The following is a 25,118-nucleotide window of genomic DNA, read 5'->3' as shown; positions in this document are numbered from 1 at the left end:
CTTCCCGCCCGGTTTCCTCCGGGCGCTCGTCCAGTGGGGGGTGGTCACCCGCGGCCGCGGACCGCGCCCCGTCCGGGACGGGCGTCGTCTGCGTCACAGGTGCCGCACTGCGTCCCAGGGTACCGCGCCGGTCCCGTGTGACGCGGGCATGGCGCGCGGCGGCCCGCAGGCCGCCACGCGGATGCCGGGTCAGATCTCGACGACGGCCGCGGCCGGGGCGCTCTGGGCGGCCGGCACCAGCACGGTCACCGACTCGAGGTGGTGGGTGTCCGGGTAGAGGTCGAACACGCGGGCGCGCTCCACCTCGTAGCCGCCGTCGCGCAGCCACGCCAGGTCGCGGGCGAACGAGGCGGGGTCGCACGAGACGTACACGATGCGGCCCGGCTCGAGCGCGAGGATGCGCTCGATCGCCCGCCGCCCCGCGCCCGCCCGCGGCGGGTCCAGGACGACGGTGTCCAGCGCGGCACCGCCGAGGCCGCCGTCCGCCACGGGACGCTCGGGGTACTTCAGCCAGCTGCCGAGCACCTTGTCCGTGGGGCCGTTGAGCACCGAGGCCTGCGGCTGGTCGTGCAGGTTGCGGCGGGCGTCCTTCGAGGCCTGGCGGGAGGCCTCCACCGAGTACACGCGGCCCTCGGGTCCCACGGCGTCCGCCAGGTACGCGCTGAACAGGCCGGCGCCGCCGTAGAGGTCGGCCACGACCTGGCCCGGCTCGACACGGGCGTCCTCGAGCACCGCGTCCACGAGGGTGGCCGGGGCGTGCTGGTGGACCTGCCAGAAGCCGTCACCCGTGACGCGGAAGCGCTTGGTGCCGCCACGCTCGGACTCCACGGTCTCCTCGACCCAGGTCTTGCCGGTGATGCGCTCGACCTTGACCGGCTGGAACTGCTTCGGGCCGGGCAGGGCCAGGCCGGTGGAGACGTCCACGCCGCACGCGTTGGCGGCCTGGCGGATCCGGGTGCGCAGCCGGCCGAGCTTGACCTCGTCCGCCCGCGTCTGCGGGGTGGGCGTCACCAGCACGAGGGGGCGGGAGCCGGAGGCCGGCGTCGCGACGTCCACGCGGGCGGCTCCGGTGAAGTCCCAGTCCCACAGGGCGAGCGCATCGAGGGCCGGCACGCCGAGCGGCATGTTGCGCACGGGTAGGAGGGTCGCCGAACGGTAGGCGTGCATCGCGATGTGCCCCTGGGGGGTCACCGCGAACGCGTTCCGGGTCCGCCAGCGCTGGCCGGTGGGCTCGTCCTCGGAGCCGGCGAAGCACACCTCCGGCTCCACCGCGAGGTCGGCGATGCGGTGCACCGTGTCCCGGAAGACCTGGGCCTTGAGCCGGCGCTGGTGCGGGACCACGATGTGGCCGAACTCGGCGCCGCCCACGGGCGGGCGACCCGAGGCGTGGGCGCGCAGCATGTCCGCGAGCTTCCACTGGTGGATGCGGCGGAACTCGGAGGGCCGCAGCACCTCCACGACGTCGCCGCGCCAGAAGCGGGCCCCGTCCTCGGCCTCGGTCAGGGCCACCCGGACCTTCTCGCCGGGCACGGCGTGGCGCACGAAGACGACCCGCCCCTCGTGCCGGGCCACGCAGTGGCCGCCGTGGGCCATGGCCCCGACCTCCACCTCGATGGTCCTCCCGATCCCGGTGACGTCTGTGGACGTGTCGACGACTGCCATGTCTGGCTCCTCTCGCATCGCAGCGCGCTTCAGGTCTTGCCCTGAGCATCGACTGGTCAGATCATCATCATCCTTGCAGACCGATGCGGCTGTGTCGCCTCGATCGTGGGCGCGCCGTCGGACGGCGTCATCCGCCGCTCCCCGGGGGCGCCGGGGCGGTCAAGAGCCCTGGCCCTCGTGGACCTGCCACGGCACCGAGCCCACCATCACGCCCGGCTCCCGCTGCAGTCGCCGCGTCTGGCGGGTGGCGGTCCGGTTGTGCAGGAGCGTGCGCCAGCCCGGCCGGACCACGTACTCCGGGATGAACACCATGGTCAGGTCCCGCGGGGAACGGCGTCGGTGCTCGCGCACATGCCGCACCAGGGGGGCCACCGTGTCGCGGTAGGGCGAGGCGATCACGGTGAGCGACATCGGCAGGCCGGCACGCTCCCAGGCGTCGATCACCTCCAGGGTGGCGGCGCGCTCGGCGTCCACGACGACGGCCTCGAGGGAGGACGGCCGCGACGCGCGGGCGTAGGCCAGCGCCCGCAGCGCCGGCCGGTCCAGCGTGGTCACGACGACCACCACGTGGACCCGCGAGGGCAGGGCCCGCGCGTCGTCCTGGGGGTCCGGTGCGAGCTCGCGGTCCACGTCCGCGTAGTGGCGGCGGATCCGCCCCATCACCAGCGAGCCGAGCACGATCGCCAGCAGCGCCACCCACGCGCCCTGCGTGAAGCGGGTGACCAGGACGACGACGCCCGCCAGCGCCGTGACCACCCAGGCCACCGCCGTGATGATCAGGCGCAGCCGGACGGCCGCGCGGGCCCGGGCGCCCGGTGTGTGCACGAGCCGGCGGCGCCACAGCCGCAGCATGCCGGCCTGCGCGAGCGTGAAGGCCAGCAGCACGCCGATGACGTAAAGCTGCACGAGCAGGGCGGTCCGGGCCTCGAAGAACAGCACGAGCGAGAGGGCCACGGCCCCCATCCCGAGGACGCTCCACGTGTGCACCAGCCGGTCGCTGCGGACCCTCAGCTGCCGGGGCAGGTAGCCGTCCTCGGCCACGCGCGCGGCCAGGGCGGGGAACGAGCGGAACGCCGACTTGGCCGCGAACAGCAGGAGCAGGGCGGTGGCCGCGATGGTGGCGACGGACAGGATGCTGCCCGGGCCGTACACGGTGTCCGCGAGCTGGGCGAGCACGGGGGCGGGGGCGCGGTCGGGCGTGACCTCGGCACCCGCGGCGTCCCGGAGGTTCTCCAGCTCCAGCCCGACGACGACGCCGGTGCGCTGAGCCAGGTGCATGACGCCCACGGTCAGCGCGCCGAGGGTGAGGGCCATCACGGTGAGCACCCACCGCACCGTGGGCACGGCCGGCCGGGCCATCAGGCGGGTGCTCGAGACCGGCACCTCGACGCCGGTGAGCAGCACCGATCCCGCGCTGAACGCGCGCAGGGCGAGCAGCGCCGTCGCCACGGTGCCGACGGTCCCGCCGACCCCGGCGCCCTCCTGCGTCCAGCCGGCCGTCGGCGCCGCGCCGAGCAGCCCACGGCCCTCCTGCCACAGGCCCGCCAGGACGAGCAGCGCGGTCAGGGCGACGAACACGCTCACGAGCACGGGCAGCACCCACCGGGACAGCCGCACCCCGCGGAGCGCGGCCAGCAGTACGCCCACGAGCGCGGCCGAGGCCACCAGCACGCGGCTGCCGACGGTGAGTCCGGGGGCCAGCGCCGCCACGAAGTGGGCGAAGGCGGCCACGGAGACCGCGGCGGTGAACACGAAGTCCAGCAGGAGCGCGGCCGAGGCGACGACGCCGGCCCTCGGGCCCAGCTTCATGCCGGCCATGTGATAGATGCCGCCGTGCGGAACGGCGGCGACCGCGGCGCGGAAGGACACGACGATGAGCAGCATCACCGCGACGACGGCCCAGCCGACGGCGGGTCCGAGCGCGAGCGCGGACGTGCCGGCCGCGACCAGGGTGAGGATGACCTCGTCCGGGGCGTAGGCGAGGGAGGACAGGGCGTTCGACGACGTCACGGGCAGCGCCCGCCACCGGTTCATGCGGGGCTCGTCGGCGGCGTGCGACGTCACGGGGCGACCGAGGAGGCCGCGGCGCAGGAGGGAGGACAGCGTGGCCACCGCACCACGGTACCCCCGCCGGGCCCGGACGCCGCGGCGACGCGGATGCTCCCGGACGTGCCCGCCGGATGCGAGGATGGAGCGCGCGTCGGCTCCCCGGCGCACGGAGCACCGCACGAGAGGCAGGGACGGGCATGGCCCACTACGTGATCGTCGGCGGCGGACGGGTGGGCACCCGGTTGGCGGCCGCGCTGGACGCGGCCGGTCACGGCGTCGCCCTCGTGGACCGCGACCCGCGGACCGTGGAGGGGCTGGCCCCCGGCTTCTCCGGCGAGCTCGTGGCCGGCGTGGGCTTCGACCGCTCCGCGCTGCTCGCCGCCGGCATCGACCGCGCGCAGGGCCTGGCGGCCGTGACCGCGGACGACAACACGAACATCATCGCCGCCCGCGTGGCCCGCGAGACCTTCCACGTGGACCACGTGGTGGCGCGCATCTACGACGCCGACCGGGCCCGGCTGTACCAGCGCCTCGGCATCCCCACGGTCGCCTCGATCCAGTGGACGGCCGACCAGGTGCTGCACCGGCTGCTGCCGGCCGGCACCGCCGATGCGGAGCACCGCGACGCCTCCGGCCGGTTGCTCGTGACCGAGCTGGTCCCCCACTCTTCGTGGTGGGGCCGTCGGCTGACCGACGTCGAGTCCACGGTGGGGATGCGCATCGCCTACCTCACCCGGCTCGGCGACGGCCAGCTGCCCCGGCCGGGCGACCGCCTGCAGGAGGGCGACGTGCTGCACGCCGTCTACCCGGTGGACCGCCGGGACCAGGTGGAGGCCGCCCTGCAGGGCGAGGCACGCGTGCCGGACGGCACGGACGAGGACGAGGAGGGACGGGCATGAGGGCCGTCATCGCCGGAGCCGGCGCCGTGGGCGCCTCCATCGCGCGGGAGCTGCACGCGCACGGCCACGAGGTGGTCGTCGTCGAGGCGCGCACGGACGCGGCCCGCAAGGCCGACGTCGGCGGCGCACGCCTCGTCCTCGGGGATGCGTGCGACCTGACCGTGCTCGAGCAGTGCGGCGCCCTGGAGGCGGACGTGCTCGTCGCGGCGACCGGCGACGACCGGGTCAACCTCGTGTGCTCCCTGCTGAGCCGCTCGGAGTTCGGCGTCGGCCGCACCGTGGCTCGCGTCAACAACCCGCTCAACGACTGGCTCTTCGACGAGTCGTGGGGCGTGGACGTGGCCGTGTCCACCCCCTCGATCATGACGGCGCTCGTGGAGGAGGCCGTGGAGACCGGGGACCTCGTGCGCCTGCTCAGACTGGAGGCCGGCGGCGCGGCGCTGTCCGAGTTCCGGGTCCCGGCGGAGCACTGGCTCGAGGGCCGGCGCATCGGCACCGTGTCCTGGCCGCAGGAGGCTCCGCTCGTGGCGGTCGTGCGCGACGGCGCCCCCCGGCAGGCGTCGGCGGACGAGGTCCTGGAGGTGGGCGACGAGCTCTTCTTCCTGGCCGCCGGCTCCGCCGAGCCGGCCCTGCGTCGCCTCCTCGTCGGCGAGGGCCGCGCTCAGGGACGCTCGGAGGCGGCGGAGTCCGCCGGCACGCCGTCGTCCTGACCGGGCGAGCTGACGGACCAGGCGAGCCAGAGCCCCAGGGCATAGAGCGGCAGGCCCATCACCAGGCGGGCCACCCCGAGCGCGGTGACGGCGTCCCCGAGGTAGAGGGGCACCTGCACCGCCAGGCGCAGCGCGAACACGGCCACGAGGATCCAGGTGGCCGCGGCGTAGGCGCGGCGCCGACGCCGGTGGGCCCGCCAGCGGGTGCCCTCGGCGCGCACGAGGCCGAGCACCAGGCCCGCCGCGGGCCAGCCCACGAGGACGGACACCGCGAACGCGAGGCCGTAGGCGGCGTTGGTGACGAAGCCCCACAGGTAGTAGTCGCGGGCCTGGCCGGTGGTCAGGGAGACCACGACGGACAGGACGACGACGGCGAGGCCGGCCAGCACCTGGACCGGCGACTGGCGCTGGACGAGGCGCGCGACGCCCAGCACGAGTGCGACCGCGACGGCCGCCACGCCGGAGGGCCACACCTGCTGGGTGGCGACGTAGCCGACCATGTAGACGAGGGTGGGCAGGGAGGCCTCGACGATGCCGCGCCAGCCACCGACGCTGCCCAGCGCGTCGAGGCGGCCGCGCTCGTCCAGGCGGGCTCGAGACGGCAGGGGGCCGGCCCCGTCCGGGGCGGCGGTGACGGGGCCACGCGGCTCGGTCATGGGCTCTCCTCTCGGGGCCGTGCTCAGAGCGTGGCCTCGGGCGCGTCGACCAGGTCGAACTCGGGGTTGTGCAGGGTGGGCACGCCATCCATCTGGGTGACGCGGCCGCGGACCGTCAGCCACTCCCCCGGCATGACGCCGGGCACGCGGCGCCGCCCGTGCCAGACCAGCTGCAGCGTCTCGGCGGGCGCCATGCTCCCGGGCGCGGGCAGGCGGTCGGCCAAGACCGCGCGGAAGACGGTCGCCTCGTCCACGCCGGGCAGCGTGACGGAGGCGATGACGCCGCGGCGCTCGATGCGGCCCGCGGTGCCGGTCGGGCGGGCCGCGACGGCGGGGCTCACCGGGTCTCCGTGATCTCCGGACCGCGCTCGGGCAGCGCGGTGGCCTCCGGTGCCGTGCCGTCCCCCGGGCCGGCGGCGGTGTCCGCGAGCACGTCCCGGCCCTCGTCCGGGGCCGGGCGGCGACGCTGCAGCGGGCGCGCGTTGGGAGGCAGACGCAGGGGCAGCAGCTCGCGCGGCGGGAGCGGCTCGTCGCCCCGCACCACGACCAGGTCGGAGAACACCTGTTCCAGCGGCTCAGCGGCCTCCGGCTGGAAGGCGGCCTCGCCGTGGAACACACCGCGGACGAACCAGCGCGGACCGTCCACGCCCACGAACCGGGCGACGTTCCACCCCGGCGAGCCGTCCGGCAGCGCCGCCGGCACGCGCGTGAGGATCTCGATGCCGAAGCGGCCGGTCTGCTCCTGCACGGTCGCATGGGCGGTGGTCGACAGGGAGTCGTGCAGCTCGGCGCGCAGGTCGTCCCACAGACCCGTGCGGCGCGGGGCGCTGAACGCCTGGACCTGCAGCGCCGAGCGGCCGAGGCTGACGGTGGCGGCGACGATCCGCTTCGTCGCGTCCTCGACGTCGAGGCGCAGCTTCATGCCCTGGACCGCCCGCAGGCGCAGCGACCCCAGGTCGATCATGCCGGCGGGATCCGGGCGGGTGGCGACGTCGTGCGGACCGACGTCGGCTGCCTCCGGCGCGGCGGCGATCTCGAGGTCGCGCTCCTCCAGCAGCTCGGCCGGCAGGCTGACCTGCTCGTGGCGCACGGTGCGGTTGCGTCCGAAGATCACGACGTCCTCCCAGGGGTGGTGTCGGCGGTGAAGCCGCCGGTCGAGCCGAAGCCGCCGGCCCCGCGTTCGGAGTCGGGCAGCGCGTCCACGGGCTCGAAGCGGGCCCGCACGACCGGCTGCAGCACGAGCTGGGCGATCCGGTCGCCGCGGCGCAGCACGATCGGCTCGGTCGGGTCCAGGTTGATCAGGGGCACCTTGATCTCGCCGCGGTAGCCGGCGTCGATGGTGCCGGGGGCGTTGACGACGCTCAGGCCGTGGCGGACCGCGAGGCCCGAGCGGGGGTGCACGAACCCCGCGTGGCCCTCCGGGATGGCCAGCGCCACGCCGGTCGGCACGAGGGCACGCTCACCCGGGGCCAGGGTCACGTCGACGGCGGTGCGCAGGTCCGCGCCCGCGTCGCCCGGCTGCGCGTAGGCGGGCGGGGCCAGGCCCGGATCGAGGGCGTGCAGGGGCACGGGCAGCTCGGCGGAGTCGGTCACGAGGCCCGACCCTACACGAGCACCCGTCGGCCCGGGGCCGCGTCGAGGCGGCCGGGCGGGCGCCCTTGCCGGTGCCGCGCGGCGGGACCGGAGTCCGGATGTGGGAAGCTGGGACCCATGCGTGATCCCCAGCAGCACCCCGTCGCCGATGCCTCCCGCCGCGCCCCCGAGGGCGCCGCGGCGGGACCCGATCCGGTCCTGTTCGAGGAGCGGTTGACGCCCTCCCCGGGGGTCTGGGCCGTGGCGCTCATGCTGGCGGCGCTGACGATACTCGTGTTCGCGCCGATCGACCTCGGGGTGGGCATCGCGGCCGCCGTCGCGTTCTTCGCCGTCGAGGTCCTGATCCTGGTGGCCACCACCCCGCGCATCGTGGTGCGCGAACGCACCCTCCAGGTGGGCCGCGCCAGCATCGAACGGCACCACGTCGGTCAGGTCACGGGGTATCGCGGCGAGGACGCCCGGGCCCAGCGCGGCCCGCTGCTGCACGGGCTGGCCTTCGTGAACGTGCGCGGCTGGATCGCGCCCGTCGTGCGGATCCAGCTGACCGACGAGCGCGACCGCACACCCTACTGGCTGACCAGCACCCGGCGTCCGGAGGAGCTGGTCGCGGCCCTCGGCGGGACCATGGCCCGGCAGGAGGGGACGGCCGAGGGCCGCTGACCGCCCCGGCGGCGGGGGCTCAGCCCTCGCAGTCGGTGCAGTAGATCAGGCCGTTCTTCTCACGCGCGGCCTGCGAGCGATGGCGGACCAGGAAGCAGGAGGCGCAGGTGAACTCATCCGACTGGGCGGGCAGCACCCGCACCATCAGCTCTTCACCCGAGAGGTCGGCGCCGGGCAGCTCGAACCCCTCGGCGGCCTCCGCTTCGTCCTCGTCCACGACGGCGGACTGGGTGTCCGTGCGCCGTGCCTTCAGCTCCTCGATGGAGTTCTGGCTCAGCTCTTCCTCGTTCTTGCGAGGGGCGTCGTAGTCAGTGGCCATGGGGTTTCACGCTCCGCTGGTGGGGGACGGCACCGGGACCGGTGCCGGCACTGCGCGGGCGGCGTCGTGGGCGGACCACGCGTCACCGGCCTGCGCCGTTGCGCGTAGATTGTGCACCATGGCCGAACCCGTGCCAAATGTTGTCGGGCACGCTCGCCCAGGGCGGATTCGCGCGGGCGCTCGTCCCTCGCCCGGGCCGTGGTCTGCGGCACGGCGGCTAGGATCGGGGCATGCCCGGCCGGGCGTCCGCATGCCCGGTGACCAGAACACGATGTGGGAGGGACCACCGCCATGGCAGAGCTGCGACTGACCGGACCCACCGAGGACGGCGACGCGCTGCGCCTGTCGGGGCCCGAGGGCGAGGAGCACACGCTCCCCCTCTCCCCCTATCTGCGCCGGCTGGTCATCGAGGGCGCCGCGCCCGAGGACGGGCGACCGGCCGAGGACGGCCCCGCGGCCTGGCACGACATGACGGAGATGGACGTCCCCGGGGCGGACGACGAGGACGCCGAGGGACCGGTGGACGCGGCGACGCACGCCGACGATGCCGCGGAGGAGGACGAGCGGGCTCCCGAGGCGCCCTCCGGCCCGGCCCGGCCGGACGAGGACCTCGCGCTCACCCCGCGGATCGACCCGCGGCCCGTGGCCGACGACTCGACCGCGGACGGACCGACCCCGGCGCCGCTGACCGACCAGGAGTCCGTCAAGGCCGCCGCGACCCAGGAGGCCGTGCCCCTCACCCCCCGGGAGATCCAGCAGCGCATCCGTGCGGGCGCCTCCGTGGAGCAGGTGGCCCGGGAGAGCGGGAACGCGTTCTCGCGCATCCGCACCTACGGTCACCCCGTCTTGGCCGAGCGCGACTGGATCGCCCGGCAGGCCCGCGCCGTCGAGGTCTGGGTCGGCGGGCCCGACCTCTACTCGGACCTCGTCCAGGACGGCGGCCCCACCACGCTCGGCGAGCTCGCCGCGCACCGGCTCGCCGAGCTGGGCGTGGACGAGGCGAGCCTCGAGTGGGACGCGTGGCGCGAGGACCAGGCCGGCTGGACCGTGGCCGCCCGGTTCGCCGTGGCCGGTGCGAGGAGTCTGCCCACCCGCGAGGAGCCGCCGGCGCTCTGGACGTTCCGCCCGGCCGGACGCCACCTCGAACCCGAGAACGCCTGGGCCCGCGCCCTGTCCGAGGCGGAGGCCTGGGACCTGGTCCCCCGCGCCCCCGCGGCCGAACCGGTGACGGACGACGTGGACGCCGAGGACGCCGTGACCCCCGCGGGTGCGCACTCCCCGGCCGCCGACCGCGACGCCGATCTGCTGGAGATCCTGCGGGTGCGCCGGGGTCAGCGTGTGGGCGCGGACCTGGAGTCGGACGACGCGCTCGCGCACCTGATCGCTCGCGAGCACCAGGACCGGAGTCGGCGCGAGGCCGCCCAGGCGCCCGAGCGGCTCGCCCCGGTCGACGCCGAGGGGGCCCTGACGACCGCCGACGACGCCCCGGTCGTCGACGCGCCGGAACCGGCCGCCGAGACCGACCGCGCCGAGGACACTGCCGCAGACGTCGCGGACGCGGGTGTCGAGGACGAGGGGGCGGAGCCCGCGCCTCGCGAGCGTGCCGCGCGCCCTGCCATGCCGACCGTCACGCCGCGCCCCCGGGCCCGCTCGGCCGCTCGCCGCGCGTCCGTGCCCAGCTGGGACGAGATCGTCTTCGGCCGCAAGGGCGACTGACCCCGGCCCGGCCCCGGCCGCGGGGCGGGCTCAGCGGTGCCAGGTGAGCAGCGGGACCTCCCGCTCGGCGCGCGTGGGCGCGCCGTGCTGGCCCACCATCTCGAAGGCGTGCGGGGGCACCCGCCGGCCGTCGTAGAGGGCCAGATCCCCGTGCACGGCGACGAGCAGATCCCCGATGCGGGCACGGACCCGGTCCTCGACGACGGCGCCGAACCAGCCGGCGTCGACGGCCTCGTCCCGCGTGAGCACCCACGCGTGCGCCCCGTAGCGCTCGGCCCAGGTGCGCCGCACCCTCGCGCGCACGTCCGGACCCGCGTCGGACCGGAAGTGCAGCTGCACGAGGCGGGGCTCCCCCGCGGTGTGCGCGATCCCCTCGAGCAGCGCGGGGTCGGCGAGCTCCCCGGCCTCGTCCAGGGCGGCGTAGTCCACGCGGCGCGACGGCGGCACGTCGACCATGCCGTGGTCGCCGGTGGCGAGCACCACCGTCCCGGCGGGCACGCGGTCCACCAGGCGCCGCACCGCCGCGTCGATCTCCTCGAGGGCGTGCAGCCACCGTTCCGAGCCCACGCCGTCCCGGTGGCCGGCCTTGTCCAGCTCGTTGACGTAGAAGTAGACGAGCGTGGGCATGCGCGCGTCCTTCATCACGCGTTCGGCGGCCTGGGCGCGGGCGATCAGGGTGCGACCGGCCACGAACCGGCCGCCACGCAGCCCCGCCCGTGTCAGGGCCGAACGCTCGAAGGCGGGCAGCGAGACCGTGACGGCGTCCACGCCGGCCGCGGCGGCGCGCTCGAACACGGTGGGCTTCGGCTGCCACCCCACCGGGTCGGTGGCCTCGTCCCAGCCGCCCAGCTGATTGATCACCACGTCCCGGTCCGGGTCGAGCACGTCGTAGCCGGCCACGCCGTGCTCCCCGACGTCCAGCCCGGTGCCCAGGCTCGTGAGGGAGGCGGCCGTCGTGGTGGGCACGGCCACCTCGAGGACGCGGCCGCCGTCGGCCATCGCCGAGCGCAGCGTGGGGGCGTGGCCGCCGAAGCGCTTCAGCAGGGACCGTCCGAGGCCGTCCACCAGGGCGACGACCACGCGGCGGCCCGCCGGGACCGCGAGCGCGTTCTCACAGCCCGGGACACCGAGGGCGGCCGCGGCGGAGGTCAGGACGGAGCGCAGGGCACGGTCGGCGGGGACCACGCCCGCGGGGAGGGCGGGCCCCGTCACGTGGTGGCCGCCAGGTGGGCGCGGCGCAGGGCCCGGGCGAAGGCCAGGGCGCCGTCGACGGCCCCCTGCCCGTCGGCGTCGGCGGCGACGCGGATCACGAGGTCCTCGCGGGTGGCGGTGCCGGTGTAGCCGTGGTCGAGGTCGCACTGGGGGTCGGCGCAGCCGGCGGGCTGCAGGTCCAGTCGCTGGCCTCCGGCCCACATCAGCCCGAGGGTCATCTCGGCCACGGGGTCGGACGGCCGGAAGCGGGCGGGGTCGGCGTGGCCGGTGGTCAGGACCACGGAGCCGAGGGCGCGGACCGGGACCATCTCGGTGGAGACCTGGGCGAGGACCGCCTGGCCGGCCGGGTCGGCGGCGTGGTCGTCGAGGTGGACGGCCAGCAGGGTGTCCCCGGCGAGCACGAGGGCCGTGATGTGCCGGTGGATCTCCTCGTAGTCGAAGTGCGTGTCCACGTGGACGAGGTGCGCGTCCGGGGTGCGGCCTTCGAGCTCGACGGCGATGGCGTGCGCCACGAGGTCCGGGTAGAAGCCGGCGCGGACGAGCGAGGCGTCGAGGCCGCCGCTGCCGTCCAGGGTGCGGGCCTCGCGCTGCCGGCCCTCGGCCTCGGGGGCGTCGGGGCGGTGGTCGGGACGGCCGGGCTCGTGACTCCTGCGGAACGGGCTCATGTCCCCCATGCTACGGGTCCGGTGCCGGGCCGTCCGGGCCCGCTGTGGACGGCCCGGTCAGCGGCCGCGCAGCGCGCGCCGGGCCGAGTCGGTGCGGCGGGCCGCGTTGGCGACGTGCACCTCGGCCTGCAGCACCGTCACGCCCTCGGGGGCGGCCAGCACGGGCGCGAAGCGCAGGCGGGCGACCTGCGGCAGGTCGTCCTTGAGGACGCTGACGCGGCCCACGAGGTCCTCCAGCGCGGCGAGGTTGACGGAGGGCACCCCGCCGGTGCCGCGCAGCTTCACGGCGGCGCGGGGGGCGCGGACCATGCGGGCCACGTCCCGGTCCGTGAGCGGGGGCACGCGGTGCACCCAGTCCCCCAGCAGGTCCGTGGCGTCGCCGGCGATGCCGAAGGAGACCACGGGGCCCAGCAGCGGGTCCTCGAGCGCCGTGAGCATGCAGGCCTGGCCGGCGGGGGCCATGGCCTGGACCTCGAGCTCGCGCACGCCGAACGGCGCGAGCAGACGGCGCATGTGCTCGACGTTGCGGCGCAGGGAGTCGGCGTCCACCACGTTCAGGCGGACGCCGCCCAGGTCGAGTCGGTGCCGCAGGTGGGGGTCCACGGCCTTGAGCGCCACGGGGAAGCCGAGCCGCTCGGCGGCCGCCACGGCCTCGTCGGCGGTCTCGAACCGGGCCGAGGGCAGCACGGTGATCCCGTAGTGGCCCAGCAGCGTCTCGGTCTCCTCGTCGGAGAGCCGGACGAGTTCGGTGCCCTCGGCACGCGCGGCGGCCGCCTCCACGAGCTCCTCGGCCTCGTGCGGGTGCAGGCCGGTCGGCTCGAGCGGCTCGCCGACCTCCTGGCGGCGCCAGTGGACGTAGTCCGCGAGCGCGCCGAGCACGGTCATGGCCTGCTGCGGCGACGGGTAGAAGGGCAGACCGGGCTGCAGGGAGCCGGGCTCGGCGTCGTCGTCGACGGGACCGGCGGCGCCGAGCGTGGCCCCGCGGTAGCGCGGGGAGACGACGTCGGTCAGGCAGCCGAGCACGGGGATGCGGGCGTCCCGGGTCGCGTCGGCGAGGGCGTGGGCCAGTCGCTCCGGCTCGTCGTCCGCCTGGTGCAGGCCGAGGCGGGCCAGCACCACGACGGCGTCGGCCTGCTCGTGGCGGACGGCGTCCCGGACGGCGGAGACCAGCGTCTCGGCGGGCGGGGCGATGCCCTGCTCGCTGCCGACGAGGCCGACGGTGGCCGTGACCTCCAGCCCGGCCTCGGCCGCGGCGTCGCGGCCCAGCCGGTCCAGGGCGAGGGAGTCGGCCACGAGGACGACGCGGTGGCCCGTGGGCAGCGGCTGGCTGGCCACGGCCATGAGGATGTCGAGCATGGCCTCGTGCGTGTGGGCCTCGAGCACGCCGGTCTGGTCGAGCATCGAGTCCACGGTGCCCTCGGGGGCCTGGGTGGTGCGGGTCTCGTGGCCCGGGGGCAGGAAGCGCCCGGTGACGTCGGAGCGGACCACCACGACGGGCTTGGTGCGGGAGAGCCGCCGGGCGATGCGGGAGAACTTGCGTGGGTTGCCGAACGACTCGAGGTACACACCGACGGCGGCGGTGTGGGGGTCCGCCTCGAAGAACTGCATGGCGTCGTTGCCCGAGACGTCCGCACGGTTGCCGGCGCTGATCGAGGTGGAGATCCCCACCCCGCGGCGCTTGACGCCGGCGGAGACCATGGCGCCGACGGCGCCGGACTGGCTGAACAGCCCGACGGGGCCGCGCTGGGCCAGGCCCGGGGACGGGGAGGCGTTGAGGCGGATCGCGGGGTCGGTGCGGACCAGGCCGGCCGAGGCCGGGCCGATCACGCGCATGCCGTGGGCGCGGGCGAGGGAGACCAGGCGGCGCTGGGCCTCGAGCCCCTCGGCGCCGGCGTCGGCGTAGCCCGAGGTGAGGACCACGAGGCCCTGGGCCCCGGCCGCGGCGGCCTCGGGGATGAGGGCCTCGACCTCGTCGGCGGGCACAGCGACGACGACGAGGTCGACCGGCTCGCCGATGTCGGCCAGGGAGCGGTGGGCGGTGAGGCCCTGGACGTCCTCGGCGGCGCGGTTCACGGCGTGGACGGCTCCCGTGAAGCCCGCCTCGAGGACGTGGCGCAGCACGAGCGAGCCGACGGCCTGCGGATCGCGGGAGGCGCCGACGACGGCCACGGACGCGGGCTCGACCAGCTCGGCGACGCTGCGGGACTCGGCGCGGTGCTCGCGGGACTCGACGACGGCGCGCCACCGGGCGGTGGGGTCGATGGGGAACTCGACGGCCACGACGCCGTCCTCGAAGCGGCGAGTCACCTCGAAGCCGGACTCCTGGAACACCGAGAGCATCTTGCGGTTCTCGGGCAGGACCTCGGCGGTGAAGCGGCGGATGCCGTTCTCGCGGGCGGCCACGGCGAGGTGCTCCATGAGGATGGAGCCCAGTCCGCGGCCCTGCGCGGCGTCGGAGATGTTGAAGGCGACCTCCGCGGCGTCGGAGTCCCCGTAGCGGTCGTAGCGGCCCACGCCGAGCAGTCGGCCGCCGCGGGTGATCACGAACGCCACCCGGTCCCGGTGGTCCACGTGGGTGAACCGGTCCAGGTCCTTGGCGCTCAGCTCGGACTTGTACGTGAAGTAGCGCAGGTAGATGGAGTTCTCGGACTGCCCGGCGTGCATGCGCTGCAGCTCGGCGGCGTCCTCGGGCGAGATGGGCCGCAGGTGGGCCGTCGCACCGTCACGGAGCACCACATCGGCCTCCCAGTGGGAGGGATATCCGCGGACGGCTTCGGTCTCACCCATAGGATCACTGTAGACAATCCCCGACGCCGTGAGGACTCCCCGACCACCATGATGGCCCGTTCATCCCGTTCCCGCCCCGCCGAGCAGGACGCCCCGCGCCCGCTGCCGCTGGAGCAGGAGAACATCGTCGACGTCGACGTCTCCGAGGAGATGGAGGCGTCCTTCCTCGAGTACGCCTACTCGGTGATCTACTCGCGCGCCCTGCCGGACGCGCGCGACGGCCTCAAGCCGGTGCAGCGGCGCATCCTCTACATGATGTCCCGCATGGGCCTGCGCCCGGACCGCGGCCACGTGAAGTCCGCCCGTGTGGTGGGCGAGGTGATGGGCAAGCTGCACCCCCACGGCGACGCCGCGATCTACGACGCGATGGTCCGCCTCGCCCAGCCGTTCTCCCTGCGCCTGCCCGTGGTGGACGGGCACGGCAACTTCGGCTCGCTCGACGACGGCCCCGCGGCCCCGCGCTACACGGAGGCCCGCATGGCCCCGGCCGCCCTGGCGCTCACCGCGGACCTCGACGAGGGCACCGTGGACTTCGTCCCCAACTACGACAACCAGCTCCAGCAGCCGGCCGTGCTGCCCGCCGCCTACCCCAACCTGCTCGTCAACGGCACCACCGGCATCGCCGTCGGCATGGCCACGAACATGGCCCCGCACAACCTGCGCGAGGTCGTGGCGGGCGCGCGCCACCTGCTCGCGGACCCCGAGGCGGACCTCGAGGCGATCATGGCCCACATCCCCGGCCCCGACCTCCCCTCGGGCGGCCGGATCGTGGGGCTCGACGGCGTCCGCGACGCCTACGCGACCGGCCGCGGCACGTTCCGCATGCGGGCCGCCGTCGCCGTGGAGCAGGTCTCCGCGCGGCGCACCGGCCTGGTCGTCACCGAGCTGCCGTACGGCGTGGGCCCCGAGAAGGTCATCGAGCGGATCAAGGCCGGCGTCGACGCGAAGAAGCTCAGCGGCATCGCCGACGTCGTGGACCTGACGGACCGCAAGAACGGGCTGCGCCTGCAGATCGAGCTCAAGTCCGGGTTCAACCCCCAGGCCGTGCTGGCCGCCCTGTACCGGCACACCCCGCTCGAGGAGACGTTCGGGATCAACAACGTCGCGCTCGTCGACGGCCAGCCGCAGACCCTGGGCCTGCTGCCCCTGCTGCGGGTCTACGTGGACCACCGTCTGGACGTGGTGCGGCGCCGCACCGGGCACCGCCTCGGCAAGCACCGCGACCGCCTCCACCTCGTCGAGGGCCTGCTGCTGGCGCTCGTGGACATCGACGAGGTCATCGAGATCATCCGTTCCTCGGACGACACCACGGCCGCGCGCACCCGCCTCATGGGCGTCTTCGACCTCACCCAGGTGCAGGCCGACCACATCCTGGAGCTGCGGCTGCGCCAGCTGACGAGATTCTCCCGCATCGAGCTGGAGGCCGAGCGCGACGAGCTGCAGGCCGCGATCGCCGAGCTCGAGGCGATCCTCGCCTCCGACGCGCGGCTGCGTGAGGTGGTCTCGGCCGAGCTGCAGGCCGTCGCCGACGAGCACGGCGACGACCGGCGCACGGTCCTGCTCGAGGCCGAGACCGCCGCGGCCCCCGCCGCCGGGCCCGCACCGTCCGGGCCCACCCCCGCCGGCGCCGCGGAGGCCGGGGCGGACCTGATGGTCCCGGACACGGCGTGCTGGGCCCTGCTCTCCACCTCCGGACGCCTGCTGCGCACCGCGGACCGCACGCCGATCGCCCCGCAGGGCCGGCGCCGCAAGCACGACGCCTTCGCCTCCGTGGTCCCGACGACGGCCCGCGGTGAGATCGGGGCCCTCACCTCCGCCGGCGCGCTGCACCGCCTCCAGGCGGTCGACCTGCCGGTGGCCGGCGAGCCGTCCGCGGCCCCCGCGATGACCGCGGCCGTCCCCGCCGCGGAGCTGGTGCCCCTGGCCAAGGGCGAGACGCTCGTGGCCCTGGTCCCCCTGGACGCCGTCCTGGCGCTGGGCACCGCCCACGGGGTCGTCAAGCGCGTCCGGCCGGAATGGCCCCTGAACCGCCAGGTCGTCGACGCCGTCGCCCTGAAGGACGGCGATGCGGTGGTCGGCGCCGCCCCCGCCCCGGACGAGGCCGACCAGCTCGTCTTCCTCACCCGCACCGGCCAGCTGCTGCGCTACGCCGCCTCCGCCGTGCGCCCCCAGGGCCCGGCCGGCGGCGGTGTCGCGGGCATCCGGCTGGCCGCCGGGGACACGGTGCTCGCGTTCGGGGTGGCCCCCGCCGCCTCCCTCACCGAGACCGGTGCGGACGCCGCCGCCCACCCACGGCCCGCCGTCGTGGTGACCGTGACGGACGGCGAGGCGGACGTGCTCGGCTCCGCCCCGGGCTCCGTCAAGGTCACGCCGCTCGGGGAGTATCCGGCCAAGGGCCGCGGCACCGGCGGCGTGCGCGCCCACCGGCTGCTCAAGGGCGAGAGCGGCCTCGAGCTCGGCTGGATCGGCGCTGCGCCCGCGCTCGCGGCCTCGCGGGCCGGGGTGGCCCGCGCGCTGCCGATCGAGTACGGGCGTCGGGACGGCTCGGGCGTGCCCGTGGACCAGCGCATCGAGGCCGTCGGTGCCGGCGCCTCCCCCGACCTCGTCTCGGCCCCGCCCGCCGAGGACGACGCCGTGGCCGTGTCCGCGGACTGATCAGGGGGCCTCAGCAACCGACCCGCACAGGGACGTCACCGTCCTCGAGCAGCCTGCCGTCATGGGTGACGATCACGACGATCCTGTCTGCCAGAGCCCGGCGCAGATCCGTGATGAGGGCGCGTGCCTCGTCGGCGTCCACGTGTGCGGTCGGCTCGTCCAGCAGCACGACATCGGCGCGGGCCACGAGAGCCCGGGCCACGGCCAGGCGTTGACGCTGCCCGCCCGAGAGCCGCTGCCCGCCAGGGCCGACGCGCGTGTCCAGGCCCTGCGGTGCCGCGGCCAGCCACGGACCCAGTCCCACCAGCTCGAGCGCGGCGGTGAGCTCTGCGTCGGACGGGGCGTCCGCGACGCCGCGGGCCAGGGCGAGGTTGCCGCGCGCCGTGGAGTCGAAGATCAGGGCGTCCTGCGGGGTCCAGGCGACCCGGGCCAGCGCCGTCGCGTCCGGGCGGACCGGGTCCGGCTGGGGCGTCGGGGGCACGGTCTCGAGCGTGTACCGGCCGGCGGTCAGGGGCAGGAAGCCCAGCAGCACGGCCAGCAGGGTCGACTTCCCGGATCCGGAGGGCCCGGTGACGACGGCGACGTCCCCGGGGGCCAGGTCGAGCTCCAGGTCGGTCCACAGCGGCGGCGCACCGGGGTGGGCGAAGGCGGCCTCGACCAGGCGCAGGCGGCACACCCGTGCCTCCGGCTCTGCGGCCTCCGCCGGCTCAGGCGGCGCCGCGGCAGCTCCGCCCTCCTCCGGGCCGAGCAGCTCGCCGGTCGCCCGCGCCCGATCCGCCAGGGTGCCCCAGTGCTGGGCGGCGGCGGCCAGCGCCCCATAGGGCTCGGCCCAGGAGAGTGCGAGCAGCACCACCAGGGCCGCGACCGGCGCTGAGGTGCCGGTGTGGGCCGCCGCGGCCGCCGCGGCCACCGCGATCCCCCCGGAGGCCGCGACCGCCAGCGCCCGGCCCCCGCCGGCGGCCCACGCGGCCCGACGGCGGGGACGCTGCAGCCGGTCGTCCAGCACCGCCAGTCCCCTCAGCGCAGGCTCGGTCAGCCCCAGCCCGCGCAGGTCCCCGGCCGCGTTCAGCACGGCGGCCACACGGTCGACGAGCGCGCCCTGCCCTCGCACCTGGGCCGCGGTCTGGCGGCGGTCCAGGACGGCGACCAGCGCGGGGATCACCACCAGGGCGACTGCCCCGGGCACCAGGGCCACGACCGCCAGCTCCGGGGCCAACGCCCAGGTCAGGGCGGCGGTGGCCAGCCAGGCGAGCAGGGCCGCCGGGGCAGGCACGAGCACCCGGGGCACCGCGTCCCGAAAGGCGTCCACGTCCGAGACCAACAGGGACAGGGCGCCGTCGGTCCGGCCCACCCGCCCCCACAGCCGGGGTTGACGGCCCAGCGCGTCCCACAGGCGCAGCCGCAGCTCCGTGGCCCAGCCGAACACGGCGTCGTGGGTGGTCAGCCGGTCCAGGTAGCGGAACACGGCCCGGGACAGGCCGAACCCGCGCACCAGCACGATCACGGCCAGCAGGTAGAGCACCGGCGGCCGCGTCGAGGCGGTGACGATCAGCCAGCCGGACAGTGCCGCCAGCAGTGCCGCGGACACGTGGGTCCCGGCGGCCCAGCCGATGCCGGCCCAGAGCTTCGGTTGCCGCCACGGCAGCAGCCGCAGTCCGGCCCGCAGCGAGACCTGTCGCGGGGTGACCGGCTCCGGCCGCGCACGCCCCTGGGCGGCGGCGACCGGCATAGCCGTGGCCGGGGATCCGGCGGTCGGACCGGCGCCGGGGGCCAGCCGGACGATGGCGTCGGCGGCCGTCAGCAGGGTGGGATCGTGGGAGGCGGCCAGCACGGTGCACTGCGGCGTGCTCAGCCCGGGCACCGCACCGGAGGGCAAGGCCGCGAGGGTCTCGACGACGACGGCGGCGACGGCGCCGTCCAGGTGGGCGGTGGGCTCGTCCAGGAGTACGAGCCACGGGCCGGTCCCGTCCGCGGCGTGCAGGCGGGCCAGGAGGCGGGCGACCGCGACCCGCCGGCACTCCCCCGGACTCAGATCGGCCGGGTCCCGCTCCTGGAGACCCTCGAGCGCCACGGCGGCCAGCACGGCGGAGCGAACGGGACCGGGCAGCGCACCCCCGGCGGCCAGGTCCAGTTCGCCGGCGACCGTGCGCTCGGTCAGCACGGGGTGCTGCCCGATCCAGAGGGTGCGTTCCGTGTCGACTCCGGCGACCCGGCCGGTGGCCTCGGCGGCGTCCTGGCGCAGCAGGCCGGCCAGCAGACGCAGGACGGTGGACTTGCCGGTGCCGGAGGGCCCGGCCAGGGCGGTCAGATGCCCCGGGGGCGCGGTGAGGTCGAGACCCTCGAGCACCTGCCGTCCGGCCATCCGGACGCTCAGGTCCTGCACCAGGACGCCGCCGTCCCGGTCCGGCCCGGAGGCCGGCCCGAGCGTGTCGAGCACGGGGGCCGGGACGGGGGCGTCGGCCGCGGCCCGGGCGCGGGACTCGGCCTCGCGGCCGTCCTCGGAGGCGTGGAAGGCCGCGCCGACCTCCCGCAGCGGCAGGTAGAGCTCGGCGGCGAGGATGAGGACCACCAGGCCGTCGAGAAGCGCCATCTGCCCGTTCACCAGGCGCAGTCCGATGAACACCGCCATGACGGCCACGGACAGGGAGGCGATCAGCTCGAGGGCGAGACCGGAGAGGAATGCGGTGCGCAGCGTGACCATCGTGGCCGCGTGGTGCCGCTGGGAGACCTCCTGCAGAGCGCGGCGCTGGACGCCGGCCCGGTGGAGTCCGACGAGCACCGGCAGGCCGCGGGCGAGCTCCAGCAGGTGCCCGGCCAGCCGGTCGAGCCCGTCCTGGGCGGCATCGATGCGCTCCTGGGTGTGGCGGCCCACCAGGATCATGAACAGGGGAACCAGGGGCAGGGTGATGGCGGCCACCACGGCGGAGACGAGGTCGTGGGTGAGGATCCACACGCCCAGGGCCGCCGGGACCACGGCGGTGGCGGCCAGCGCGGGCAGGGCTTCGGTGTAGTGGTCGTCCAGGCTCTTGAGGCCGTGGGTGACCAGGACGGCATCGGCGCCGGAACGGGGGCGTCCGCCGTCGGCGGCGGCCAGCCGTTGGGCGACGACGGCGGCCCGCACCTGCTGCTGGGCCCCCAGCGCGGCACGGCGGCCCACCACGCGCTGCCCCGCCTCCGCCAGGGCACGCAGGGCCACCCCGGCCGCCCCGAGCAGCACGGGGCCACTCAGGGTCTGCGCGGCGGGCACAGGGCCCACGGGGGCCGGCGGGTGGAACAGCAGCTCCAGCAGCCGGGCGGAGTCCTCGGGGTCCAGGGTCATCGCCAGGCCGGTGATCAGCCGGGCCAGGGATTCGGCGAGCAGGATCCAGCCGAGCGCGCGCAGCACGGCAAGGGCCAGCAGGGCCGGCAGGGCCCGACGTGCCGCCGGGGTCATCGGGGGCCGGGCCCGACGGGTCCTGCCCGGAGGCGGCCCGGCCGCCGAGGCGGAGCGCTCGACGGCCGGGGCGGCGGGGCGGCTGGGGCTCACAGCGGCTCCACCAGGTGGGCCTCCGGGATGTGGGTGTCGGCCAGACGGCGGCGGAACATCCAGTAGGACCACCCCGTGTAGGCCAGCACGATGGGCACGAAGATCAGGGAGATCACGGCCATCAGGCCCAGGGTGTACGGGCCGGAGGAGGCCAGCTGAGCGGTGAGGCTGAACTGCGGGTCCACCGTGGAGGGCAGCACCACCGGGTACTGGGTGACCATGATCGCCGTCCACGCCAGCACCAGAACCAGCGTCAGGGACGTGAAGGCCAGGCCCTCGCGGCCGGCCCGGGCGGCCACCACCGACGCGGCCACCGCCACGACGGCCAGCACCAGCAGCGCCCAGGTCCACGGGCGGTCGCCGCGGGCCACCACGAGCCCTGCCCAGACCAGCAGCGGCAGCACGGCCAGCGGGGTCCACGTGGACAGGAAGCGGGCGGCCGACCGGCGGGGGGCGCCGTCGGTCTTCAGGCCGATGAACGCCCACGCCTGCGCCAGGGAGAAGCCGACCACGGCCAGACCACCGAGCAGCGCCGGGCCGGTCACCCACACGAAGGGGCCGCCCACCCGGTCCCCGTTGGCGTCCAGCGGCAGGCCGGTCGTCGTCAGCACGAGCAGCACGCCGGCCATGAAGGCCGCCAGGAACGAGCCGATGCCCAGGGTCCAGGTCCAGATCTCCCGGCCGGCGTCGGTGGCGGCCTTGCCGCGGTACTCGATGGACACCGCCCGCAGGATCAGACCGAACAGCATCACGAGCATCGGCAGGTACAGGGTGGAGAACACCGCCGCGTACCAGAACGGGAAGGCCGCGAACATCGCTCCGACGGCGGTGATCAGCCACACCTCGTTGCCCTCCCAGACGGGGCCGATGATGTTCAGCAGCACCCGGCGCCGTGGCTCGTCCCGCGCCCAGAAGCGCACGAGCATGCCGACCCCGAGGTCGAAGCCCTCGAGGGCCAGGTAGCCGAGCCAGAGCACGGCGATGATGACGTACCAGTAGACGGGAAGGACCTCAGCCATGGTCGTGCTGTCCTCTCTGCGAGCGGGTCAGTAGGCGAACGCGAGCACGTCGTCGCGGTCGCGCTTCTGTTCATCGGAGTGCTCGGCGGCGGTGAGCTCCGGCATGGCGGCCGGGACGCCGCCGCGGACGAACCGGGTCAGCAGGAAGACCTCGACGCCCAGCAGCACCGCGTAGATCCCGACCAGGACGATCAGGGACACGAGGACCTCTTCACCCGTGACCCCGGGCGAGACGGCCGCGGCGGTGAACATGTACACCTGATCCACGCCCATCGCCGGGTTCGGGTACACCACGAACGGCTGCCGGCCCATCTCGGTGAACACCCAGCCGGTCATGTTCGCCGCGAACGGCGCCCCGATCGAGGCCACGGCCAGGCGCATCCAGCCACGGGAGGCCGGGACGGTGCCGCGGCGGGAGAACCACAGCGCGCCCAGTGCCGCGAGCGCGCCGAGTCCGCCGAAGAGGATCATGAGCCGGAATCCCCAGTAGGTGACCTCCATCAGCGGCAGATAGGAGATCTCGCTGCCGGCGCGGTCGCCGTAGAGCTCGGAGTCGGGCAGGTGCGTGCCGTACTTCTGCTCGAACTCCGGCAGCAGGGTGTTGATGCCGCGCACCGGCGTGGTGAAGTCCTCGTACGCGAGGTAGGAGAGCAGGCCCGGCACCTCGATCACGCCCTGGACGTCCTCGCAGGTGGTCGCTCCACCCGAGCGCACATCGCCGAGGGTGAGCACGGAGAACGCGGTGCCGTCGTGGCAGGCGGCCTCCGCGGCGGCCATCTTGGTGGGCTGGAAGTGGATCATCTGCTGGGCCTGGGCATGGCCGGAGAATGCGGTGCCGACGAAGCCGATCAGGGCGACGGCCGCCCCGGCGCGCAGCGAGGTGAGCCAGACGCGGTGGTCGGTGCGGTCCCGGGCGGCGGTGCCGGCGTCGCCGACGACGACCCGGCCCGCCTCGTCCACGACGTCGATGCCGTCCCGGCGGCGCTTCCACAGGTGGTACCAGGCGATCCCCACGAGGAAGCCGCCGGCCACGGCCCAGGAGCCGAAGATGGTGTGCGGGTAGTGGGTGAGGACGATCGGGTTGGTCAGCACGGCGCCGAGGTCGTTGAGCACCGGGCGGCCGTCGACGACCTCATAGCCCACCGGGTGCTGCATGAAGCCGTTGGCCACCATGATGAAGTAGGCCGAGAGGTTGATCCCCAGCACCGCGCACCACAGGGCGGCCAGGTGGAGTCTTCGCGGGATCCGGTCCCAGCCGAAGATCCAGATGCCCAGGAACACCGATTCCAGGAAGAACGCGATGAGCGCCTCGAGGGCCAGCGGCGCCCCGAAGACGTCCCCGACGAACCGGGAGTACTCCGACCAGGCCATGCCGAACTGGAACTCCTGCACCAGCCCGGTGGCCACGCCCATGATGAAGTTGATCAGGAACAGCTTTCCCCAGAACTTCGTCATCCGCAGGTAGTGGTCCTTGCCCGTGGCGACCCAGAGGGTCTGCAGGACGGCGACGACGAGGCCGAGTCCGATGGTCAGCGGGACCATGAGGAAGTGGTAGACGGTGGTGATGCCGAACTGCCACCGTGCGAGTTCGAGGGGATCCACGAGGCTGCGCTCCTGAGACAGGCGTTCGACCGCGACAACGCGGTCGCTGGATACCACCACCCTAGTCCGTCGGACGTCGTGACATCGCCGGACGGCGCCGGGCCGACGACGCCCTGACCGTGTCCGCGGACTGTCCCGGCCGAGGCGACCCTGTTCGCCTCGGGCCGATCGAGGCCTCCGACGGGCGCCCCGCCCGACCCCTCCGATACAGTGGGCTGTCGTCTCACCGCAGGTGAGCGCCCCCTCCCCGACCCCCGCAGATTGGTCCTGGTGACGAACGTGTCCGGCAACGCCAGCTACGAGTACTCCCGCGCCGCCCTCCTGGCGGTCACCGAGGTGGAGGCCCCCGTCGAAGTCACCTCGCAGGACCTCGACGACCAGCTGGCGGAGGTGCTCACCCGCCTGCGCCTGCCCGGCTCCCTCCTGGAGCGGGTGGCCGGTGTGCGCAGCCGACGGAACTGGGACGAGACCGAGGACTTCCAGGAGGCCGCCGCGCGCGCCGGCGTCGCGGCCCTGGAGCAGGCCGGCGTCCCGCGGGAGCGGGTGGGCCTGCTCGTGAACACGTCGGTGACCCGGGCCACGCTCGAGCCCTCCGTGGCCGTGCGGATCCACCACCTCATGGGGCTGCCCACCTCGGCGACCAACTTCGACATCACGAACGCGTGCCTCGGGTTCGTCAACGGCCTCATGCTCGCCTCCACCCTGGTGGACGCCGGCCAGATCGACTACGCGGTCGTGGTCGCCGCCGAGGACGCCTCGAAGGTGCAGGCCGCCACCGTGGCCAACCTGCACGCCGAGACCACGCACCGCGGCAACTTCATGGAGCAGTTCGCGTCCCTGACGTTGGGCTCCGGGGCCGCCGCCGCCGTCGTCGGCCGCATCGAGGACCACCCGGACGCCCATCGGATCGTCCGCGGGATCACCCGCGCCGGCACCGACCACCACGGCCTGTGCGTGGGCGACCACCACGGCATGTACACCGACTCCACCGCCCTGCTCAAGGACGGTCTCGAGCTCGTGATGGACGCGTGGCACGACGTCCCGGCGGAGTGGGCGTGGCCGCAGGCCGACCGGTTCATCACCCACCAGGTCTCGCAGATGCACACCGACGCGATCGCGGAGTCCGCCCACCTGGACCCGGCGCGCATCCCGACGACGTTCCCCACGCTGGGCAACGTCGGCCCGGCGTCGCTGCCCATCACCCTCGTGCGGGAGATGGACGCCCTGGAGGACGGGGACACAGTGGTCTGCCTGGGCGTGGGCTCGGGTCTGAACACCGCGATGCCTGTCTCTTATAAACATCGGACGCTGCCGACGAACGCCTTCGAAACTGTGCCAATGGTGAAGCACACGTTTAAACAAATAATACCTCCACCATTAATGGACAT

General features: G+C 75.1%; 19 protein-coding genes. 6 read left to right on the top strand and 13 right to left on the bottom strand.

Annotation, left to right across the window (positions count from 1 at the left end; translation table 11 throughout):
- Positions 1-189: 189 nt before the first annotated feature.
- Together FLM69_RS05640 and FLM69_RS05635 are read right to left on the bottom strand one after the other, a co-directional pair.
- Positions 190-1,662 carry a class I SAM-dependent RNA methyltransferase gene (locus tag FLM69_RS05640; protein WP_020625083.1) on the bottom strand — a complete coding sequence of 491 codons (1,473 nt, stop codon included), beginning with the start codon at positions 1,660-1,662 and terminating at the stop codon, positions 190-192.
- Positions 1,663-1,821: 159 nt separating this feature from the next.
- Positions 1,822-3,774: an APC family permease gene (locus FLM69_RS05635; protein ID WP_036382845.1), complete on the bottom strand. Its 1,953-nt coding sequence runs from the start codon at positions 3,772-3,774 to the stop codon at positions 1,822-1,824.
- Between the two features lie 134 nt (positions 3,775-3,908).
- Here FLM69_RS05635 and FLM69_RS05630 point away from each other — a divergent pair, with 134 nt between their 5' ends.
- Positions 3,909-4,610 (top strand): TrkA family potassium uptake protein, encoded by a 702-nt coding sequence (locus FLM69_RS05630; RefSeq protein WP_020625081.1) that lies wholly within the window; start codon positions 3,909-3,911, stop codon positions 4,608-4,610.
- Positions 4,607-5,320, top strand: coding sequence for a TrkA family potassium uptake protein (locus tag FLM69_RS05625; RefSeq protein WP_036382825.1), 714 nt, complete (start codon positions 4,607-4,609; stop codon positions 5,318-5,320). The genes FLM69_RS05630 and FLM69_RS05625 overlap by 4 nt, the downstream gene beginning before the upstream one ends.
- Here FLM69_RS05625 and FLM69_RS05620 read toward each other — a convergent pair.
- From FLM69_RS05620 to dut, 4 genes are read right to left on the bottom strand one after another with little or no spacing between them, the layout of a single operon-like run.
- Positions 5,272-5,976, bottom strand: a complete 705-nt coding sequence (locus FLM69_RS05620; RefSeq protein ID WP_020625079.1) for a DUF3159 domain-containing protein — start codon at positions 5,974-5,976, stop codon at positions 5,272-5,274. The genes FLM69_RS05625 and FLM69_RS05620 overlap by 49 nt on opposite strands.
- Positions 5,977-5,999: 23 nt before the next feature.
- The gene (locus tag FLM69_RS05615) at positions 6,000-6,317 is read right to left on the bottom strand and encodes an OB-fold nucleic acid binding domain-containing protein (protein WP_036382824.1); all 318 of its coding nucleotides are present in this window, start codon (positions 6,315-6,317) and stop codon (positions 6,000-6,002) included.
- Positions 6,314-7,090 carry a DUF3710 domain-containing protein gene (locus FLM69_RS05610; protein WP_141843412.1) on the bottom strand — a complete coding sequence of 259 codons (777 nt, stop codon included), beginning with the start codon at positions 7,088-7,090 and terminating at the stop codon, positions 6,314-6,316. The genes FLM69_RS05615 and FLM69_RS05610 overlap by 4 nt, the downstream gene beginning before the upstream one ends.
- Positions 7,087-7,569, bottom strand: coding sequence for a dUTP diphosphatase (gene dut / locus FLM69_RS05605; protein WP_036382821.1), 483 nt, complete (start codon positions 7,567-7,569; stop codon positions 7,087-7,089). Before dut ends, FLM69_RS05610 begins: the two co-directional genes overlap by 4 nt.
- Before the next feature lie 117 nt (positions 7,570-7,686).
- On the opposite strand from dut, the gene FLM69_RS05600 reads away from it, so the two are divergent.
- Positions 7,687-8,229 (top strand): DUF3093 domain-containing protein, encoded by a 543-nt coding sequence (locus FLM69_RS05600; RefSeq protein WP_036382817.1) that lies wholly within the window; start codon positions 7,687-7,689, stop codon positions 8,227-8,229.
- A gap of 19 nt (positions 8,230-8,248) precedes the next feature.
- Here the strand turns inward: FLM69_RS05600 and FLM69_RS05595 are convergent, their stop codons facing one another.
- Positions 8,249-8,548, bottom strand: a complete 300-nt coding sequence (locus FLM69_RS05595; RefSeq protein WP_002858157.1) for a DUF4193 domain-containing protein — start codon at positions 8,546-8,548, stop codon at positions 8,249-8,251.
- A gap of 291 nt (positions 8,549-8,839) precedes the next feature.
- Between FLM69_RS05595 and sepH the strand changes: the two genes are divergently transcribed.
- Complete coding sequence (gene sepH, locus FLM69_RS05590) at positions 8,840-10,264, top strand: septation protein SepH (RefSeq protein ID WP_036382816.1); 1,425 nt, start codon at positions 8,840-8,842, stop codon at positions 10,262-10,264.
- Positions 10,265-10,294: 30 nt separating this feature from the next.
- Here sepH and FLM69_RS05585 read toward each other — a convergent pair whose 3' ends face one another.
- The 3 genes from FLM69_RS05585 to FLM69_RS05575 are packed head-to-tail and all read right to left on the bottom strand — an operon-like array spanning position 10,295 to position 14,928.
- Positions 10,295-11,476, bottom strand: a complete 1,182-nt coding sequence (locus tag FLM69_RS05585) for an alkaline phosphatase family protein (protein WP_036382815.1) — start codon at positions 11,474-11,476, stop codon at positions 10,295-10,297.
- The gene (locus tag FLM69_RS05580) at positions 11,473-12,141 is read right to left on the bottom strand and encodes a DUF5998 family protein (protein WP_036382843.1); all 669 of its coding nucleotides are present in this window, start codon (positions 12,139-12,141) and stop codon (positions 11,473-11,475) included. The genes FLM69_RS05585 and FLM69_RS05580 overlap by 4 nt, the downstream gene beginning before the upstream one ends.
- Positions 12,142-12,198: 57 nt before the next feature.
- A complete protein-coding gene (locus tag FLM69_RS05575; RefSeq protein WP_036382814.1) occupies positions 12,199-14,928 on the bottom strand; it encodes a GNAT family N-acetyltransferase in 2,730 nt (909 codons plus the stop codon).
- A gap of 48 nt (positions 14,929-14,976) precedes the next feature.
- Here FLM69_RS05575 and FLM69_RS05570 point away from each other — a divergent pair, with 48 nt between their 5' ends.
- The gene (locus FLM69_RS05570; RefSeq protein ID WP_036336994.1) at positions 14,977-17,583 is read left to right on the top strand and encodes a DNA topoisomerase (ATP-hydrolyzing) subunit A; all 2,607 of its coding nucleotides are present in this window, start codon (positions 14,977-14,979) and stop codon (positions 17,581-17,583) included.
- A 10-nt stretch (positions 17,584-17,593) separates the two neighbouring features.
- On the opposite strand, the gene cydC is transcribed toward FLM69_RS05570, so the two are convergent.
- The 3 genes from cydC to FLM69_RS05555 are packed head-to-tail and all read right to left on the bottom strand — an operon-like array spanning position 17,594 to position 23,730.
- Positions 17,594-21,109, bottom strand: a complete 3,516-nt coding sequence (gene cydC, locus FLM69_RS05565; protein WP_036382811.1) for a thiol reductant ABC exporter subunit CydC — start codon at positions 21,107-21,109, stop codon at positions 17,594-17,596.
- Positions 21,106-22,128, bottom strand: a complete 1,023-nt coding sequence (cydB, locus tag FLM69_RS05560) for a cytochrome d ubiquinol oxidase subunit II (protein ID WP_036314110.1) — start codon at positions 22,126-22,128, stop codon at positions 21,106-21,108. Before cydB ends, cydC begins: the two co-directional genes overlap by 4 nt.
- Positions 22,129-22,155: 27 nt before the next feature.
- Positions 22,156-23,730, bottom strand: coding sequence for a cytochrome ubiquinol oxidase subunit I (locus tag FLM69_RS05555; RefSeq protein WP_036314107.1), 1,575 nt, complete (start codon positions 23,728-23,730; stop codon positions 22,156-22,158).
- Between the two features lie 270 nt (positions 23,731-24,000).
- On the opposite strand from FLM69_RS05555, the gene FLM69_RS05550 reads away from it, so the two are divergent.
- A partial coding sequence (locus FLM69_RS05550) for a 3-oxoacyl-ACP synthase III (protein WP_255502733.1) occupies positions 24,001-25,118 on the top strand: 1,118 nt, incomplete at its 3' end.

Source organism: Micrococcus sp. R8502A1 (assembly GCF_006704135.1).
Classification (GTDB): domain Bacteria; phylum Actinomycetota; class Actinomycetes; order Actinomycetales; family Micrococcaceae; genus Micrococcus; species Micrococcus luteus.
Note: the sequence above shows the minus strand (reverse complement) of the source record. Positions and strands in the feature narration are given on the sequence as shown.

Bases quoted from the DNA above. Each gene is read 5' to 3' on its own strand.
- FLM69_RS05630 (WP_020625081.1), top strand. From the start codon at position 3,909: ATGGCCCACTACGTGATCGTCGGCGGCGGACGGGTGGGCACCCGGTTG.
- FLM69_RS05570 (WP_036336994.1), top strand. From the start codon at position 14,977: ATGATGGCCCGTTCATCCCGTTCCCGCCCCGCCGAGCAGGACGCCCCG.
- sepH (WP_036382816.1), top strand. From the start codon at position 8,840: ATGGCAGAGCTGCGACTGACCGGACCCACCGAGGACGGCGACGCGCTG.
- FLM69_RS05595 (WP_002858157.1), bottom strand. From the start codon at position 8,548: ATGGCCACTGACTACGACGCCCCTCGCAAGAACGAGGAAGAGCTGAGC.
- FLM69_RS05575 (WP_036382814.1), bottom strand. From the start codon at position 14,928: ATGGGTGAGACCGAAGCCGTCCGCGGATATCCCTCCCACTGGGAGGCC.
- FLM69_RS05640 (WP_020625083.1), bottom strand. From the start codon at position 1,662: ATGGCAGTCGTCGACACGTCCACAGACGTCACCGGGATCGGGAGGACC.
- FLM69_RS05600 (WP_036382817.1), top strand. From the start codon at position 7,687: ATGCGTGATCCCCAGCAGCACCCCGTCGCCGATGCCTCCCGCCGCGCC.
- cydB (WP_036314110.1), bottom strand. From the start codon at position 22,128: ATGGCTGAGGTCCTTCCCGTCTACTGGTACGTCATCATCGCCGTGCTC.
- FLM69_RS05620 (WP_020625079.1), bottom strand. From the start codon at position 5,976: ATGACCGAGCCGCGTGGCCCCGTCACCGCCGCCCCGGACGGGGCCGGC.
- FLM69_RS05625 (WP_036382825.1), top strand. From the start codon at position 4,607: ATGAGGGCCGTCATCGCCGGAGCCGGCGCCGTGGGCGCCTCCATCGCG.
- FLM69_RS05580 (WP_036382843.1), bottom strand. From the start codon at position 12,141: ATGAGCCCGTTCCGCAGGAGTCACGAGCCCGGCCGTCCCGACCACCGC.